General features: G+C 66.2%; 17 protein-coding genes. 16 read left to right on the top strand and 1 reads right to left on the bottom strand.

Going from position 1 to position 15,794, the window contains the following annotated elements; translation table 11 throughout:
* Positions 1-94: 94 nt before the first annotated feature.
* Genes ACQR0Z_RS20385 through dhaK form a run of 11 tightly spaced genes read left to right on the top strand, consistent with a single transcriptional unit; the run spans position 95 to position 8,706 of the window.
* Complete coding sequence (locus tag ACQR0Z_RS20385; protein ID WP_434857321.1) at positions 95-1,057, top strand: carbohydrate ABC transporter permease; 963 nt, start codon at positions 95-97, stop codon at positions 1,055-1,057.
* Complete coding sequence (locus ACQR0Z_RS20380) at positions 1,054-2,007, top strand: carbohydrate ABC transporter permease (RefSeq protein WP_434919789.1); 954 nt, start codon at positions 1,054-1,056, stop codon at positions 2,005-2,007. Before ACQR0Z_RS20385 ends, ACQR0Z_RS20380 begins: the two co-directional genes overlap by 4 nt.
* Positions 2,004-2,222, top strand: a complete 219-nt coding sequence (locus ACQR0Z_RS20375) for a hypothetical protein (RefSeq protein WP_434919788.1) — start codon at positions 2,004-2,006, stop codon at positions 2,220-2,222. Before ACQR0Z_RS20380 ends, ACQR0Z_RS20375 begins: the two co-directional genes overlap by 4 nt.
* 4 nt (positions 2,223-2,226) lie before the next feature.
* Positions 2,227-3,336, top strand: a complete 1,110-nt coding sequence (locus tag ACQR0Z_RS20370; protein WP_434919787.1) for an ABC transporter ATP-binding protein — start codon at positions 2,227-2,229, stop codon at positions 3,334-3,336.
* Positions 3,329-4,339, top strand: a complete 1,011-nt coding sequence (locus ACQR0Z_RS20365; RefSeq protein WP_434919786.1) for an ABC transporter ATP-binding protein — start codon at positions 3,329-3,331, stop codon at positions 4,337-4,339. Before ACQR0Z_RS20370 ends, ACQR0Z_RS20365 begins: the two co-directional genes overlap by 8 nt.
* Positions 4,340-4,341: 2 nt before the next feature.
* Entirely contained in the window at positions 4,342-4,947 is a 606-nt protein-coding gene (dhaL, locus tag ACQR0Z_RS20360; protein ID WP_434919785.1) for a dihydroxyacetone kinase subunit DhaL, read from the top strand.
* A 2-nt stretch (positions 4,948-4,949) separates the two neighbouring features.
* Entirely contained in the window at positions 4,950-5,348 is a 399-nt protein-coding gene (gene dhaM, locus ACQR0Z_RS20355; protein WP_434857315.1) for a dihydroxyacetone kinase phosphoryl donor subunit DhaM, read from the top strand.
* A 12-nt stretch (positions 5,349-5,360) separates the two neighbouring features.
* Entirely contained in the window at positions 5,361-5,663 is a 303-nt protein-coding gene (locus tag ACQR0Z_RS20350) for an HPr family phosphocarrier protein (protein ID WP_434876020.1), read from the top strand.
* Positions 5,664-7,271, top strand: coding sequence for a phosphoenolpyruvate--protein phosphotransferase (gene ptsP, locus ACQR0Z_RS20345; protein WP_434919784.1), 1,608 nt, complete (start codon positions 5,664-5,666; stop codon positions 7,269-7,271).
* Positions 7,268-7,720, top strand: a complete 453-nt coding sequence (locus ACQR0Z_RS20340) for a hypothetical protein (protein ID WP_434857312.1) — start codon at positions 7,268-7,270, stop codon at positions 7,718-7,720. Before ptsP ends, ACQR0Z_RS20340 begins: the two co-directional genes overlap by 4 nt.
* On the top strand, positions 7,717-8,706 hold the full coding sequence (dhaK, locus tag ACQR0Z_RS20335) for a dihydroxyacetone kinase subunit DhaK (protein WP_434919783.1): 990 nt from the start codon (positions 7,717-7,719) through the stop codon (positions 8,704-8,706). Before ACQR0Z_RS20340 ends, dhaK begins: the two co-directional genes overlap by 4 nt.
* Before the next feature lie 8 nt (positions 8,707-8,714).
* Here the strand turns inward: dhaK and ACQR0Z_RS20330 are convergent, their stop codons facing one another.
* Positions 8,715-9,476 carry a GntR family transcriptional regulator gene (locus tag ACQR0Z_RS20330; protein WP_434919782.1) on the bottom strand — a complete coding sequence of 254 codons (762 nt, stop codon included), beginning with the start codon at positions 9,474-9,476 and terminating at the stop codon, positions 8,715-8,717.
* 79 nt (positions 9,477-9,555) lie between these two features.
* On the opposite strand from ACQR0Z_RS20330, the gene ACQR0Z_RS20325 reads away from it, so the two are divergent.
* The 5 genes from ACQR0Z_RS20325 to nikE are packed head-to-tail and all read left to right on the top strand — an operon-like array spanning position 9,556 to position 15,786.
* On the top strand, positions 9,556-10,863 hold the full coding sequence (locus ACQR0Z_RS20325; RefSeq protein WP_434919781.1) for a M20 family metallopeptidase: 1,308 nt from the start codon (positions 9,556-9,558) through the stop codon (positions 10,861-10,863).
* 15 nt (positions 10,864-10,878) lie between these two features.
* Complete coding sequence (locus ACQR0Z_RS20320; RefSeq protein ID WP_434919780.1) at positions 10,879-12,429, top strand: ABC transporter substrate-binding protein; 1,551 nt, start codon at positions 10,879-10,881, stop codon at positions 12,427-12,429.
* 15 nt (positions 12,430-12,444) lie between these two features.
* Positions 12,445-13,392, top strand: coding sequence for an ABC transporter permease (locus tag ACQR0Z_RS20315; RefSeq protein WP_434875725.1), 948 nt, complete (start codon positions 12,445-12,447; stop codon positions 13,390-13,392).
* Complete coding sequence (locus ACQR0Z_RS20310; protein WP_434919779.1) at positions 13,385-14,215, top strand: ABC transporter permease; 831 nt, start codon at positions 13,385-13,387, stop codon at positions 14,213-14,215. The genes ACQR0Z_RS20315 and ACQR0Z_RS20310 overlap by 8 nt, the downstream gene beginning before the upstream one ends.
* Positions 14,212-15,786: a nickel ABC transporter ATP-binding protein NikE gene (gene nikE, locus ACQR0Z_RS20305; protein ID WP_434919778.1), complete on the top strand. Its 1,575-nt coding sequence runs from the start codon at positions 14,212-14,214 to the stop codon at positions 15,784-15,786. The genes ACQR0Z_RS20310 and nikE overlap by 4 nt, the downstream gene beginning before the upstream one ends.
* The last annotated feature ends 8 nt before the right edge of the window (positions 15,787-15,794 follow it).

Genomic DNA, 15,794 nt, shown 5'->3' with positions numbered 1-15,794 from the left:
TGGCTATGGATTCCGGGCTCGCGCTTCGCGCGACCCGGAATGACGAGAAGATGAAGCAGCTCCCCCAAGCAGCCACCGTGAAGCAGCCCCTCGCATGACCGACCAAACCGGATTGAGTGGCCTCGTCGACCGCGCCGCCCTGGTGACGCCGCCTGTCTTGGCGCGTCGCGCGCGCGGTCTGTCCGAGCGCGCCATCGCCTGGCTGTTCATCACGCCGACGATGCTGCTGCTGCTGGCGATCAACATCTTTCCGCTGATCTGGACCATCCGGCTGTCGTTCACGAACTACCGCGCCAATCGGCCCAACGCGACGGTGCTCGATGTCGGGCTCGCCAACTACCAGTCGATCCTGACCGATCCGGATGTCTGGGCGGCGATGACGGTGACGGCCCGTTTCGTGTTCTGGAGCATCCTGATCCAGACCGTGCTCGGCTTCGCCCTGGCCTGGCTGATCGACAAGAAATTCCGCGGTCACGGCCTGTGGACCACCTTGATCCTGCTGCCGATGATGCTGTCGCCGGCGGTGGTCGGCAACTTCTGGACGTTCCTCTACCAGCCGCAGACCGGGCTGTTCAACTACGTCGTTTCGGCCGTCACCGGCACGCCGGCATCCTCGTTCCAGATGCTGGCGCAGGTGCCGCTGGCGCCGTGGGCGATCGTCATCGTCGATACCTGGATGTGGACGCCTTACGTGATGCTGATCTGCCTCGCCGGCCTGCGCTCGATCCCGGACTACATCTACGAGGCGGCCGAGGTCGACCGCGCCTCGCCCTGGCGGCAGTTCTGGTCGATCACGCTGCCGATGGCGCTGCCCTTCATCATGCTCGCGGTGCTGTTCCGCGGCATCGAGAACTTCAAGATGTTCGACATGGTCAACCTCTTGACCGGCGGCGGACCCGGATCGACGACGGAGGTCGCCTCGATCACGTTGAAACGCGAGGCGTTCGAGAAGTGGCGCACCGGCTATTCCTCGGCGTTCGCGATCATCCTGTTCGTCACCGTGTTCGGCCTCGCCAACATCTACGTCAAGGCGCTCAACCGGGTGAAAAGCCGATGACCGGTCTCGTCTCAGCCCATTCCGTGGTCGATCCATCGCCGCTGGTGAAGCGGATCGCGGCGGCCGTGGTGATCGCCTATGCCGTCGTCACGCTGGTGCCACTGCTGTGGATCGTGATGACCGGCTTCAAGTCGCCGTCGGACGCGATCGCCTATCCGCCGAAGATCATCGCCGAGCCGACGCTCGAGGGCTATTGCAACCTGTTCACGACGCGGACGCGGCAGGCGCCGGAGTATATGGCCAAGCTGCCGCCGGCCACCGGCCTGTGCGACCGCATCTCGCGCGAACGTAACATGGTGATCGCGGGACCGTCGAACTACATTCCGCGCTACGTGAACTCATTGGTGATCGCGTTCGGCTCCACGGCCCTGTCGGTCGTGCTCGGAACGCTCGCGGCCTACGCGTTCTCACGCTTCAAGGTGCCGCTGAAGGACGATCTGCTGTTCTTCATCCTGTCGACCCGTATGATGCCGCCGATCGCGGTCGCGATCCCGATTTACCTGATGTATCGCGAGCTCGGCCTGTCCGACACCAAGCTCGGCATGATCCTGCTCTATACGTCGGTCAACATCTCGCTCGCGGTCTGGCTGCTCAAGGGCTTCATGGACGAGATCCCGCGGGAGTATGAAGAGGCCGCGATGGTCGACGGCTACACGCGGCTGCAGGCCTTCTTCAAGGTGGTGCTGCCGCAGGCCACGACCGGCATCGTCGCCACCGCGATCTTCTGCCTGATCTTCGCCTGGAACGAATACGCCTTCGCCGTGCTTCTGACCTCCGGCACGGCGCAGACCGCGCCGCCCTTCATCCCGATCATCATCGGCGAAGGCGGCCAGGACTGGCCGGCGGTCGCGGCAGGCACGACGCTGTTCCTGATCCCGATCGTCGTGTTCACCGTGGTGCTGCGAAAGCATCTGTTGCGCGGCATCACCTTCGGAGCGGTGCGCAAATGAGCGAAGCCACGCAGAACCTTCCTGCCGAAACCGGCGCTCCGCGTTGGCCACGCGCGCTGCGCCGCGGACCGATGGAGACGGTGGCGACGATCCTGATCGCGGCCGGCGTGCTGATGCTGCTGCAGCCGTTCGCGCTGGTGCTCTACACCTATTCCTTTGTGACGACGCTCGCGGGCGTCGTGATGTTCACCATCGTCTCCAGGTTTCCGGATTGACGCCATGGCCGAGATTCGTATCGAAAACCTCGAGAAGCATTTCGGCGGCTTCGCGGCCGTGCGCGGCACCAGCTTCACCATCGCCGATGGCGAGTTCTTCTGCCTGCTCGGTCCCTCCGGCTGCGGCAAGACCACGACCTTGCGGATGATCGCGGGCCTGGAATTGCCGACGTCCGGCACGATCAGCCTCGGTGGCGAGGACGTCACCTTCCGCCGCGCCAGGGAGCGCGACATCGCGATGGTGTTCCAGCTGTTCGCGCTGTACCCCCACATGAACGTTCGCAAGAACATCGCCTTTCCGCTGGTGTCGATGGGCGTGCCCCGGGCCGAGATCAAGCGCAGGGTCGAGGAAGCGGCGCGTATCCTGCGCATCGATCACCTGATCGATCGTCCCGTCAGCGGATTGTCCAGCGGCGACCGCCAGCGCGTCGCGCTCGGCCGCGCCATCGTGCGTGAGCCCAAGGCGTTCCTGATGGACGAGCCGCTCGGTGCGCTCGACGCCGAGTTCCGGCACATCATGTGCGGCGAGCTGCGCGCGCTGCATGATCGCCTCAAGGCGACCACTGTGTTCGTGACCCACGACCAGCTCGAGGCGATGTCGATGGCCGACAAGATCGCGGTGATGAACCGCGGCGTGGTCGAGCAGTTGGGCACGCCGCAGGAGATCTATGACCGGCCGGCCTCGATGTTCGTCGCCGACTTCATCGGCTCTCCCGCCATGAACTTCATCCGCTTCGACGCAAAGCTTGCCGCGGGCACCGAGACAGTCCGGATCGATGGTGCTGACATCAGCGTGCCCGTGCTGCGCGAGGATGCCGACGGCAGCGCACTGGTGCTCGGCGTCCGTCCGGAGCAGGTGACGCTGACGACCGAGGGCGGCCTGCGCGGCGAGGTGTTCGGCGCCGAATATCTCGGCACCACCCAGATCGTCACCATCACCACCGCGCACGGCATCGTGAAGGCACGCATCCCGGCTGCGGTTCGAGTCGAGCGCGCGGAGCCGGTCGGACTGAGCTTCCGGGCTGACCGTCTCTCGCTGTTCAATGCCGCGACCGGCCGCGCGATCCGCACGGCGCTGTATGAGCAGCCGGCGAGGGGGGGCCGTCATGGCTGAGACGCGCCTCAACGCTGTCAGCAAATCCTTCGGCACCAAGCCTGCGGTGCGTGATCTGTCGTTGACCATCCGCGACGGCGAACTCGTCGTGCTGCTCGGGCCGACCGGCGCCGGCAAGACCACCACGCTGCGCCTGGTCGCCGGGCTCGAGACGCCGGACCGTGGCTCGGTGATCATCGGCGGCGTCGACCAGACCGGTGCGACGCCGGCTGCGCGCGACGTGACCTTCGTGTTCCAGCAATACTCGCTGTACCCGCATCTGTCAGTCTACGACAACCTCGCTTTTCCGCTGCGTTCGCCGGTGCGCAAGACGCCGGAATCCGAGATCAAGCGCATCGTCGGCGATGTCGCGGCGATGCTGCGGATCGAGGACAAGCTCGGCAACCGTGCCACGCAATTGTCGGGCGGCCAGATGCAGCGGGTCGCGATCGGGCGCGCGCTGGTGCGCCGGCCGGCGATCGCGCTGCTCGACGAGCCGCTGTCCTCGCTCGATGCCAAGTTGCGCGCCGATCTGCGCATCGAGCTGAAGCGCATCCAGCAGGATCTCGGCGCCACCATGCTCTATGTGACCCACGACCAGATCGAGGCGATGACGCTGGCCAACCGCATCGGTGTCATCGACCAGGGCCGGCTGGTGCAGGTGGGAACCCCGCGCGAGGTCTACGAGGATCCGGCCAATACCTATGTCGCGACCCGGCTCGGCAGCCCCGGCATCAATCTGTTGCCGCGCGGGCTGTTTCCGGACCTTGCAGTTCCCGGCGACGTCGCGACCATCGGCGCGCGGACCGAGCACATGACCGTGCGTCGCGCAAACGGAGGCGCGTCGGCGCGGGTGAAATGGATCGAGCATCTCGGCGACCAGAACCACCTGCACATCACGCTGAACGATCAGACAATCGTCAGCCTGGTCGAGCCGGACACGGAATTGAAAGTCGGCGACTCCGTCGCTATCGAGTTTACCCGGCCGCTGCTGTTCGACCGGGCGGGTCAGCGGGTGAGATAGAGATGGACCAGGCATTCAAGCGCAGACTGATCGTGGCGATGGCCGATGCCATCATTGCGCATGCCGAGGAGCTGACGGCGCTCGATTCCGCGATCGGCGACGGCGATCATGGCCTCAACATGAAGCGCGGCTTCGAGGCGTTGCTCGCCGACGCGGACAACATCACGGCCAAGCCATTGCCCGATGCGCTGAAGGCCGTCGGCATGGCCCTGGTGATGAAGGTCGGCGGCGCCTCCGGTCCGCTGTATGGCACGCTGGCGATGGGGTTGGGCAAGGCGCTGCCGTCGGAACCATCTGCGGCCGATGCCGCGGCCGCGCTCGGCCGGGCCATCGAAGACGTGAAAGCGCGGGGCAAATCCGAGGCCGGGCAGAAGACGATGCTCGATGTCTTGATTCCCGTGCAGGCGGCCTTTGCCGCCGGCGGCGACGATCTCGCGACGCGGCTGCCCGCGATCGCCGCCGAGGCCGCTGACGCGACGGTGCCGATGAAGGCGATCCGCGGCCGTGCGTCCTTTCTCGGCGAGCGCTCGATCGGGCACATGGATCCCGGCGCCCGCTCGTCCAGCCTGCTGGTGCAGGCGATCTGCAGTGTTTTCAACGAGGCCTGAACATGGGTGAGCAGAAGAACGTCGGCATCGTCATCGTGTCGCATTCCGCCAAGGTGGCGGAGGGCGCCGCCGACATGGTCAGGCAGATGGTCGGCGACAGCGTGCCGCTCGCAGCCGTCGGCGGCAATGCCGATGGCGGACTGGGCACTGATGTGGGCGCCATCATGGGCGCGATCGACAAGGCCTGGTCGGAGTCCGGTGTTGCCATTCTGGTCGATCTCGGCGGCGCCGAGACCAACAGCGAGATGGCCGTCGAGATGATGCCGGAGGAACGGCGCGAGCGCATCGTGATCTGCAATGCGCCGCTGGTCGAAGGCGCCGTCATGGCGGCGACGGAGGCCTCCGGCGGCTCCTCGCTGGATGCGGTCCGCGCCACCGCCGAAGAGCTGATGGCTGGATGAGTGGGAATGATGATGGCTGACGGTGGAGAGATCGGCATGCAGGACGTCAGGGCGCATGCGCTGTTGACCAACGAGGTCGGGCTGCACGCGCGCCCCTCGGTCAAGCTCACGCAGCTCGCCAAGCGCTTCGCTGCGACGGTCGAGATCGCAGTCGCGGCCGATGGTCCGTGGACCGACGCCAAGAGCCCGGTGAAGATCATGCGCGTCAAGGCGGCCAAGGGCGAGACATTGTACATGCGCGCGAACGGCTCTGATGCCGAGGAGGCGGTGCGCGCGCTGGCGGATCTCGTCCATCGCAAGTTCGACGAGGAGTAGATGGTGGAACGCTGCATCCGAGGTCGCGCAGCGTCGGAAGGCCTGGCCGTGGGGCCGGCGGTGGTCCTGCGCGCGCTCGAAGGCGCCAGCCGGGTCAAGGGCTCGATCGCCGAGGAGCACGCCGCGCTGGCGGCGGCGGTGGCGGGCGCGCGACTGGCGGTGGCCGATCTCATCACGCGCCTCGATGGCGACGCCGCCGAGCTGATCGGTTTTCAGCTCGCGCTGCTCGAAGACGATGCGCTGACCGAAGCCGCCTATGCCGGGATCGAGACCGGCATCGCGGCTGACGATGCCTGGCGCGCGGCGATGGCCGCGGAGATCGCGGGCTATGAAGCCGCCGATGACGAATATTTTCGCGCCCGCGCCAGCGATCTCGCCGACATCAGGGATCGCGTGCTGCGGCATCTGTTCGGACTCGAGGACAACGGCGCGATGCCGAGCGGGGCGATCATCGTCGCCCGCGACCTCGCACCGTCGGCCTTTCTCGGGATCGACTGGTCGAAGGGCGGCGGCATCGCGCTTGGCGAGGGCAGCCCGACGAGTCATGTCGCCATGCTCGCGCGCGGCCGTGGTGTTCCGATGGTCGTGGGGCTCGGCCACGTGTGGGAGAGCCTCTCCGGCTCGCTGCTCGTTGACGGTGGCGCTGGCCTTGTCGAGGTCGATCCGAGCGTTGAGCGGGTCGAGCGGGCGCGCTCGCTCGGCGCGGCTCTCCTGCAGCGGCGCGCCGATGCGACGGCACATCAGCTCGAGCCCGCTGTGACGCGTGACGGCACGGCGATCTCGGTGCTCGTCAACATCTCCGGTCCATCCGACATGACGGCGCTGCCCGCGGCGGCCTGCGATGGCGTCGGATTGGCACGCACGGAATTTCTGACGGGCAATCTGCTGCGAGACGAAGAGGCGCAATATCGGGCCTATGCCGAGCTGATGCGATGGGCCGACGGCCGTCCCGTGACGATCCGCACGCTCGATGCCGGCGGCGACAAGCCGATCCCGGGCTATACGGTCGATGGCGAGAGCAATCCGTTCCTGGGTCTGCGCGGTATCCGCCTGTCGCTGCGCCATCCCGACATCTTCCGCGTTCAGCTGCGGGCGCTGGCGCGCACGGCCGCGCTTGGGCCGCTGAAGGTGATGCTGCCGATGGTGACGAATGCGGCCGAGCTTGAGACGGCGCGCGCGCATCTGCGTGCGGTGCTGGCCGAACTCGGCGACAGCAACATCGCTTTCGCTGAGCCGGCTTTCGGGATCATGGTGGAAGTGCCCGCTGCAGCCCTCGCCGCACAGGACTTCAATGCCGATTTCCTCTCGATCGGCACCAATGATCTGACGCAATATGCGACAGCGGCGTCGCGGGACGGCACCGAGGTTGCCGACTATGCCGACGTGCTGCATCCCGGTGTGCTCGCAATGATCGCGCATGTCGTGCGCGCCGGCCGGGTCAGTGGCATCGATGTCTCGATCTGCGGCGATGCCGCCGGTGACGTCAGGACGATTCCGGCGTTGCTGGAGGCGGGTGTGCGCGCGCTCTCCGTCTCCCCCGGATTGTTGCCGCAGGTGAAAGCCGCGATCCGCGAGCTCGATCTGGCCACGCTTGCGGAGAGCGCATGAGCGAGCAGGATTCATCGGGAGCGTCCAGCCCGCTCGCCGACTACAAGGCCATCCTGCGCGCGGTGGTCGAGAGCCGCCCGTCCGGCACGCGGCAGCGGCTGGCGGAGGCGATCGGCAAGAACCGCAGCTTCATCTCGCAGATCATCAACCCGGCCTATCCGACGCCGATCCCGCTGCAGCATCTCGAAACCATCTTTCACATCTGCCATTTTTCGCCGCATGAGCAGCAGGCGTTCCTCACTGCCTACCGCGCCGCGCATCCGGGCCGGCTGGAAGAGGCCGAGACACAGCGGCCGATGCGGCGCCTCGTCGTGGAGTTGCCGGATTTCGGTGACGACGCGCTGAACGCCCATGCCGACCGCATCATCAGCGGCGTCGCGCGCGGCATCACCGCGCTGATCTCGGCCAATGAAAACAAGGACGAAACTGATCCGGGAGGGAAGCCATGAAGAAGCTGATCAACGCCGTGGACGACTTGCTGACCGAGAGCCTGCACGGTTTCGCTGCCGTGCATGGCGACATCGTCGCGCTCGGCGAGGACAACAAGTTCGTCCGCCGCAAGACCCTGAAGCCGGGGAAGGTCGCGCTGATCTCCGGCGGCGGCTCCGGCCATGAGCCGCTGCATGCCGGCTTCGTCGGCCAGGGCATGCTGGATGCCGCCTGTCCCGGCCAGGTCTTCACCTCGCCGACGCCCGACCAGATGCTGGCGGCCGCGCAGGCGGTGGAGACGGGCGGCGGCTCGCTGTTCATCGTCAAGAACTACGAAGGCGATGTGATGAACTTCGCAATGGCCGCGGAGATGATGGAGACCAAGGTTGCTGCCGTCATCACCGATGATGACGTTGCAGTGGAGACGTCGACCTATTCGACCGGGCGCCGCGGCGTCGCCGGCACACTGGTCGTGGAGAAAATGCTCGGCGCGGCGGCCGAGCAGGGGCGCGATCTGGATGCGCTCAAGGCGCTCGGTGACGAGGTCAACAAACGGACGCGTTCGATGGGCGTGGCTTTGACGTCGTGCACCGTGCCCGCGGCCGGCAAGCCGACGTTTGCCCTCGGCGAGGATGAGATGGAGATGGGCGTCGGCATCCACGGCGAGCCCGGCCGCCGCCGCGTGAAACTCGCCTCCGCCGATGCGATCGCCGAGGAGATGATGGGCGCGATCCTGGCCGATCTCGCGCCCAAACCCGGCACGCCCTGCCTGCTGCTGGTCAACGGCTTCGGCGGTACGCCGGCGATGGAGCTCTATGTGATGGCCAATGCCGCGCGCCGTCTATTGGAAGGCCGCGGGCTCGCGATCGCGCGCGGACTGGTCGGCTCCTACGTCACGTCGCTCGACATGGCCGGTTGCTCGCTGACCGTCACCGCGTTCGACGATGGGACATTGGCGCTGTGGGACGCACCGGTACACACCGCGGCATTGCGCTGGGGCTGCTGAGCGCGAGTTCAGCGGATCTCGTTCGAATAATAGTGATGCGCTGTCGTGGCGCGGTGCTGGCTGAGGATCGCCAGCGCCCCGGTCTGGTCATAGGCCTCTTCGTCGATGACCAGCACGGCGCTCGGAGAGGGCAGGCCCAGCAGTTTGCGATCTTCCTTGGTGGCGACCTCGGCCGTCACCTTCTCGCGCACCGCCGCGACTCGGATGCCATAGGCCTCGAGCAGGTGCCGATAGATCAAAGCGGGGACATTCTTAGGCTCGCGCGGAAAGTCCGGCATCCGGCTCGCGACCATCGCGATACGAGAGTACAGCACCGGCGCGCCCGCCACCCGACGGATGCGCTGCAGGTGCAGCAGCGGTTCGCCGTCGTCGACGGCAAACAGCGCGGCCTGGTCCGGTCCGGCAGGTCGGGTGGTCACCGACAGTACCTCGGCATCCGAGTGCAGCAGGCTGCCGTCCTCGCCGAGCAGCCGGAAATACTGAAAGAAGAAGCTGAGGCCGTGTCGTGACGCCCGGCCGGTCACCACCGTCCCCGTCTTCCGCCGCCGCATCAGCATGCCGCCGGCCGTCAGATCAGCCAGCGCCCGCCTGATCGTGCCGACGGCGACGCCATATTGATTGGCGAGCGCGACCTCGCCGGGCAGCACCGTGCCCGGCGCGAGATCACCGATCAGGATCGCATCCGCGATCTGCCGCTTCACATGCTCGTACAGCGGCACGGGCAGGGCTCCGGGACCCGCGCCCACGCTCTCTGCCGCTTTGCTGGCCACGCCTGCCTTTTTCATGGAATTGACAAGTGCCACATTGTGATTTTTATTTCTATATAGAATATAGGATTAAGCGCGCGACATGAAGCCTCAGGAGATCCCGGATCAGAGCGCGGCCAATTTGGCTGACGCTGACGCTTTCGCTGCGATCGAGCGGCTGTCGGACACGGCGGTCGATGATCTCCGTCGCATGGTGGCGGTGGATACGAGTTTTCCGCCGGGCGCCGGCTATGAGCAGTTCGCCGATCTGATGGAGCAATTCGCGGCACCGTTGGCGCTGGATTGCGAACGCGTCGTCGTGCCCGAGGAACTCTGGCGGGCTCCCGGCGCCGATGGACCGCGCACCAACGTGATTGCGCGGCGGCGCTCGGGCAGGCCGGTGCTCGGGCTGTATTTCCATGTCGACACGGTGCCCGCTGCGCCGGGCTGGATCAGTGATCCGCTGCAGCTCGCTCGCGAAGGCGATCGCCTCATCGGCCTCGGCGCCGCGGACATGAAGGGTTCGATCGCAGCCACGCTGCTCGCGCTGCGCGCCGCGCGGCAGACCGGCCTCGTGCTCGCCTATGATCCGATGCTGCTGTTGTGCACCGACGAGGAGGCGGGGCTCTATCCAGGCGTCCGCTATCTAGCAGAGCAGGGACGCCTCGAAGGGCACATTCTGAACTTCAACGGCAGCGCCATGCCCCGAATCTGGGCCGGCTGCTTCGGCCTGTTCACGCTGACGGTGCGCGTGCGCGGCAAAGCGGCCCATGCGGGTGAACAGCGCAGCGCTGGCGCCAACGCGATCGAGGCGTCGTTGCCGATCCTCAATGCGATCGCTGGCCTGAAGCCTGTCATCGCGCAGCGAACCTCCGGCTTGCCACCACCACCGCAGGCGGCCAGACCGTTGGCCGCAAGCCTCGACATCTCAGCCGTTCATGGCGGCCAGTGCGGCGGCCAGATCCCGTCGCAGCTCGAAATCCTGTTGTGCCGCCGCTATGCCCCCGAAGAGGATTTTGCCGCTGCGCGCAGCGAGATCGAGACCGCGATCACACAGGCCGCAGCTGGACTCGATCTCGAGATCATCCTGACCGGTCATCTGATGCCGACCGCCGATCCTGGAGGTCCGCATTGGCCGCGCTGGCAACGCGCGCTCTCGGCCGGGTTTGGCTACGCGCCTGAGGACTTCGCGCGCTGGGGCGCGTCCGGCTGCTCCGATTTTGGCTGGGTCCAGCAGGCCACCGGCATGCAGGAGGTCCTTCTCACCGGTCTTGGCAAGCCCGACAGCCGCATTCATGCGCCCGGCGAGGCGACCACGCTGACCGATATCGTCGCATTGGCGAAATCGGTGCTCGCTTATCTTTCAGCCGAGTTCTGTCCCGAACTCTCTCCCGAACACACGACGCCCTAAGAGGATTCCGCCTAGATGTCGTCCGTCACCCGCCGCCATTTCCTTGCTGGTACCGCGCTCGCGCTGGGCGCTCTGCCGCAGATCTCTCTCGCTACAGAGGCGCCGAAGCGCGGAAGCGTGCTGCGCATTTCCGTCGATCAGGGCGCTGCGGTGATCCATCCGCTATTGGCGCGCGTCAATCCGGAATATCTCGTCACTGAGCTGCTCTATTCCAACCTGACCCGGCTGAAGCCGAACATGGCGGTCGAGCCGGATCTGGCCCTGTCCTGGGAGCATGCGGCAGGCTTGACCGAATGGACGTTCAAGCTGCGGCCCAATCTCAGCTTCCACGATGGATCGCCACTCACGGCCGATGACGTCGTCGCGACCTTCAAGGCGATCCTCGATCCGAAGACTGCCTCTCCCGCGCGCACCAATGTCGGACCTATCCAGGACGTGGTTGCGATCGACGCCGCCACTGTCAAGTTCACGTTGTCCGTCTCCTTCGCCGATTTCCCCGTCGCGCTCGCCTACAACAATGCGCGCATCATCCCGGCGAAAGTTGTCGCCGCGGATCTCGCCAGCCTCGCCACCAAGCCGAATGGTTCAGGACCCTTCAAGCTCGTGTCCTATGAGCCGGACCGCAAGATCGTGGTCGAGCGCAACCCGGCCTACTACGATCCGGCGCGGCCCGCACTCGATCGCATCGAGATCCTCGTCTATCCCGACCGCACGGCCGAGGCGTCGGCCCTGATCTCGGGCGACATCGATCTGATGCTCTCGACCACGCCCGGCGAGTATGAGCGGCTCGGCAAGGCCTCCGGCATCAAGGCGTTGCGGATTCCCTCGGGACAGTTTCTCAACGTCAACATGGGCTGCGACCAGAAGCCGTTCAACGACGTTCGCGTGCGCCAGGCGCTTGCGCTGACGATCGATCGCGAAGCGATGGCTGGCTTCGTGGCTGGCGGCTATGGCACCCCCGGCAACGACACGCCGCTGAGCCCCGCCTATCGCTTTTACAAGGAAAGCAAGCTGAAGACGCCTGATATCGCCAAGGCCAAGCGGCTGCTCACCGAGGCCGGCTACCCCTCCGGCATCGACTTGACGATGGTCGCCTCCGACAAGCCGGACACGCGCACGCAGCTCGGTGTTGCGATCCGCGAGATGGCGGCGCCGGCCGGTTTCCGCATCAGCGTTCAGACCATGCCGCACGCGACCTATCTCGACCAGGTCTGGAAGAAGGGAAATTTCTACGTCGGCTTCTACAACATGCAGTCGACCGCGGATGCCATCTTCAAGCTGCTCTATACGTCGGACGCGGCCTGGAACGAAACGCGCTGGAACAATGCGCGCTTCGATGAGATCGTCAATGCCGCGCGGAGCGAGACCGATGACGCCAATCGCGCGGCGCTCTATGGGCGGGCCCAGACGATGATGAGCGAAGAGGTACCGTCGGTGATTCCGGTCTTCTTCGATATTCTCGCGGCGCAGCGGTCTTACGTCGAAGGCTATCAGTTGCATCCGCGCGGATCGGTGTTCCGGTTCGATCTGGTCTCGCTCGGCGCCGGTGCGCCGAAGCGCGCCTGAGGACGAGGTCCACCGGTGTCGCTTGCCTGGCTGCTGCGGCGGCTGCTGCTCATGATCTATACGGTCGCCGTCGTCTGTGTGCTGGTGTTCGCCATCACGCAGGCGCTGCCGGCTGATGCCGCGCAGACGTTGCTGGGCGAGAACGCGTCGCCGGAGGCGCTCGCGGCGGTCCGCGCACGGCTGGGGCTCAATGATCCTGTCTGGCTGCAATTCGTCCATTGGGTAGAGCACGCGGTCAGCGGCAATTTCGGCGTCTCCATGCGGACAGGTCTGCCGGTGGCGCCGGAGATGCTGACCGCGCTGTCGCGGTCGCTGTTGCTTGCCGCCGGCTCGCTTGCGCTCACACTTCTGATCGCGGTGCCGCTCGGGATGTTCGCCGCGCTCCGCCAGGGCCGGATGGCCGACACCGCAGCCAGTGTGATTGCCTATCTCGGCGTTTCCCTGCCGGAATTCGTGACTGCGACTGTCCTCGCTCTGCTGCTGACGGACATCCTGCCGTGGTTGCCGGCGACCGGCTACGTGTCGCCGCTCGAAAACCCTTCGCTGGCGCTGCGTCATCTGGCACTGCCGGTCCTGACCGTGTCGGTGATCCTCGTCGCGCATGTCATGCGCATGATGCGTTCTGAAACTCTCGACGTGCTGCAATCCGACTATGTTCGGGCCGCCCGATTGAAGGGCTTGCCGGAGCGCACGGTGCTGGTCCGCCATGTCATGCGCAACGCGCTGCTGCCGGTCATCACCATCGTTGCGCTCGACGTCGGCTATCTGCTCGGCGGCATCATCGTGATCGAGGAGATCTTTGCCATCCCCGGGATCGGCCGTGCCCTGATGATCGCCATCACCACGCGCGATCTGCCGTCGATCCAGGCCGGGGCGATGATCATGGCGGTGACCTACGCGATCACCAACACGCTGGCGGACATGGTCTATGCTCTGCTCGACCGGCGGATCCGCTATGACTGAGCTGCTCCGACGGATGATCCGCAAGCCGCAGGGCGCGATCGGCATCGTCCTGCTGGCCGTGCTCGTCGCGGTCTGCCTCCTTGGTCCGTGGCTTGCGCCGTACGGTCCGGAGAAGATGGATTTTCTCGGCCGCTTCCGGGCGCCGGGCTGGCAGAACCTGTTCGGCGCCGACCAGTTCGGCCGCGACGTGCTGAGCCGCCTGCTGTCTGGCGCGCGCGCCACCGTTCCGATGGCACTCGCGGCGACCTTGGCCGGCACCGCGATCGGCGCGGTCATCGGTATCGCCTCGGCATATCTCGGCGGAAAGGCGGATGAGTTCATCATGCGTACCAATGACGCGGTGATGGCGATCCCTGGCCTGCTGATGGCGCTGCTGCTGGTCAGCACGCTCGGCAATGGTGCCGGCAATGCCGTAACTGCGATCGCGATCGCCTTTGCGCCGGGCATGGCCCGGGTGACGCGCTCGGTGGCGCTCGCTGTGCGCAACCAGGACTTTGTCAAGGCCGCGGTCGCGCGCGGCGAGGGCGCCCCGCACGTCATCTTCCGCGAGATGCTGCCCAACGTGATGGGGCCCATCATCATCGAGGCGACCATCCGGGTGTCGTTTGCGGTGATGTTATTCGCGACGCTCAGCTTCCTCGGCCTGGGTGCGCAGCCGCCCGCGTCGGAGTGGGGCCTGATGGTCGCCGATGCACGGCAGTACATGCATCGCGCGCCATGGATCCTGATCGCGCCGTCGGCGGCGATCGCGCTGTCGGCGATTGCCTTCAATCTCGTCGGCGACGCGCTGCGCGATGCGCTCAACCCGCGAGAAGATCGATGACAGCCGCGCTCTCGATCACCGACTACGGCCTCGACTACGTGACGCCCGTGGGCGCGATCCCCGTGTTGCGCGACGTTACGCTGGCCATCGCGCCCGGCGAGGTGCTCGGCCTCGTCGGTGAATCCGGCTCCGGCAAGAGTTCGCTCGCCTGGGCTTTGATGCGACATCTGCCGGCCAATGCGCGCGAGGTCTCGGGCTCGCTTCGGCTCGGCGACATCGATTTGCAGGCGCTCGGACCAAGACAGTTGACGGAGGTGCGCGGACGCCGGATCGGCATGGTGTTCCAGGATCCCTCCACGGCGCTCAACCCGACGCTGACCATCGGCCGTCAGGTGACCGAGGCGCTGATGCGTCATCGGGCTCTGAACGGGCGGGACGCCAGAAATCTCGCAATCGAGCTGCTCGGCCATGTCGAGCTGCGTGATCCCTCCGCCATGCTGCGCCGCTACCCGCACGAGATCTCCGGTGGCGAGAAGCAGCGCGTGATCATTGCCACCGCGTTCGGTTGCCGGCCCGACGTGATCGTGTTCGACGAGCCGACCACGGCGCTGGATGTCATCACCGGTGCGCGCATCATCGACCTGTTCGGCCGGCTGCGCGCCGAGACCGGCGTTGCCGCGCTGTACATCTCGCATGACCTGGCGATGATGACCCGCGTCGCCGATCGCGTCGCGGTCATCCGGCATGGCCGGGTGGTCGAGCAGGCGAAGGCGTCGGAGATCTTCCGCAAGCCGCAGCACGACTACACCAAATCGCTGATCGCGGCCGTGCCGCGTCCGGAACGGCGGCTGGTGCACGATGCGCCGGGTTCGGCCGTGCTGCTCGAGGCCAGGGGCATCGAGGTTCACTATGGCAGGCGCAGCCTCTTCCGTGCGGCGCCGCCGCCCGCGACGCAGGCCGTCAATGTCGACATCCGCGCTGGCGAGATCGTCGGTCTTGTCGGTGAATCCGGCTCCGGCAAATCGTCGATGGCGCGGGCGCTGACCGGGCTCGCGCGATTCTCCGGCGCGATCAGCTTCGATGGCCGGACGCTGCATGGAGCCGGCGACATGAACCGAGGCTATCGCCGCGATGTCCAGATCGTCTTCCAGCATCCGGATTCCTCGCTCAACCCACGCCACCGTGTCGGCGAGATCCTGTCGCGGCCGCTGAAGCTCTATGGTGGCGATCTGTCGTCGGTGCCGCGGCTTCTCGAGCAGGTACGGCTCCCGGCATCCTATGCGGAACGCTGGCCGCATCAGCTTTCGGGCGGCGAGAAGCAGCGCGTAGCGATCGCACGCGCCTTCGCGGCGCGCCCGCGACTGGTGATCTGCGACGAGATCACCGCGCCGCTCGACGTCTCCGTGCAGGCCCAGATCATCGAGCTTTTGCTGGCACTCCGTGCCGAAACCGGCACGGCCTATCTGTTCATCACCCACGATCTGAATCTCATCCGGCAGATCGCCCACCGCATCGTCGTGATGCGTCACGGTCAGCTTGTCGACAACCGCGCCGTCGATGCCTTCGGCGCCGAGGATGTTCACCCCTATACACGCGAGCTGATGGCGGCTTCGCCCGTCCCAGTCGGCTGACCGCAAGG

It is taken from the genome of Bradyrhizobium sp. HKCCYLS3077 (genome assembly GCF_051167555.1).
GTDB lineage: Bacteria > Pseudomonadota > Alphaproteobacteria > Rhizobiales > Xanthobacteraceae > Bradyrhizobium.
The sequence above is the reverse complement of the archived record's forward strand: the minus strand, read 5'-3'. Positions and strand labels throughout refer to the sequence as shown.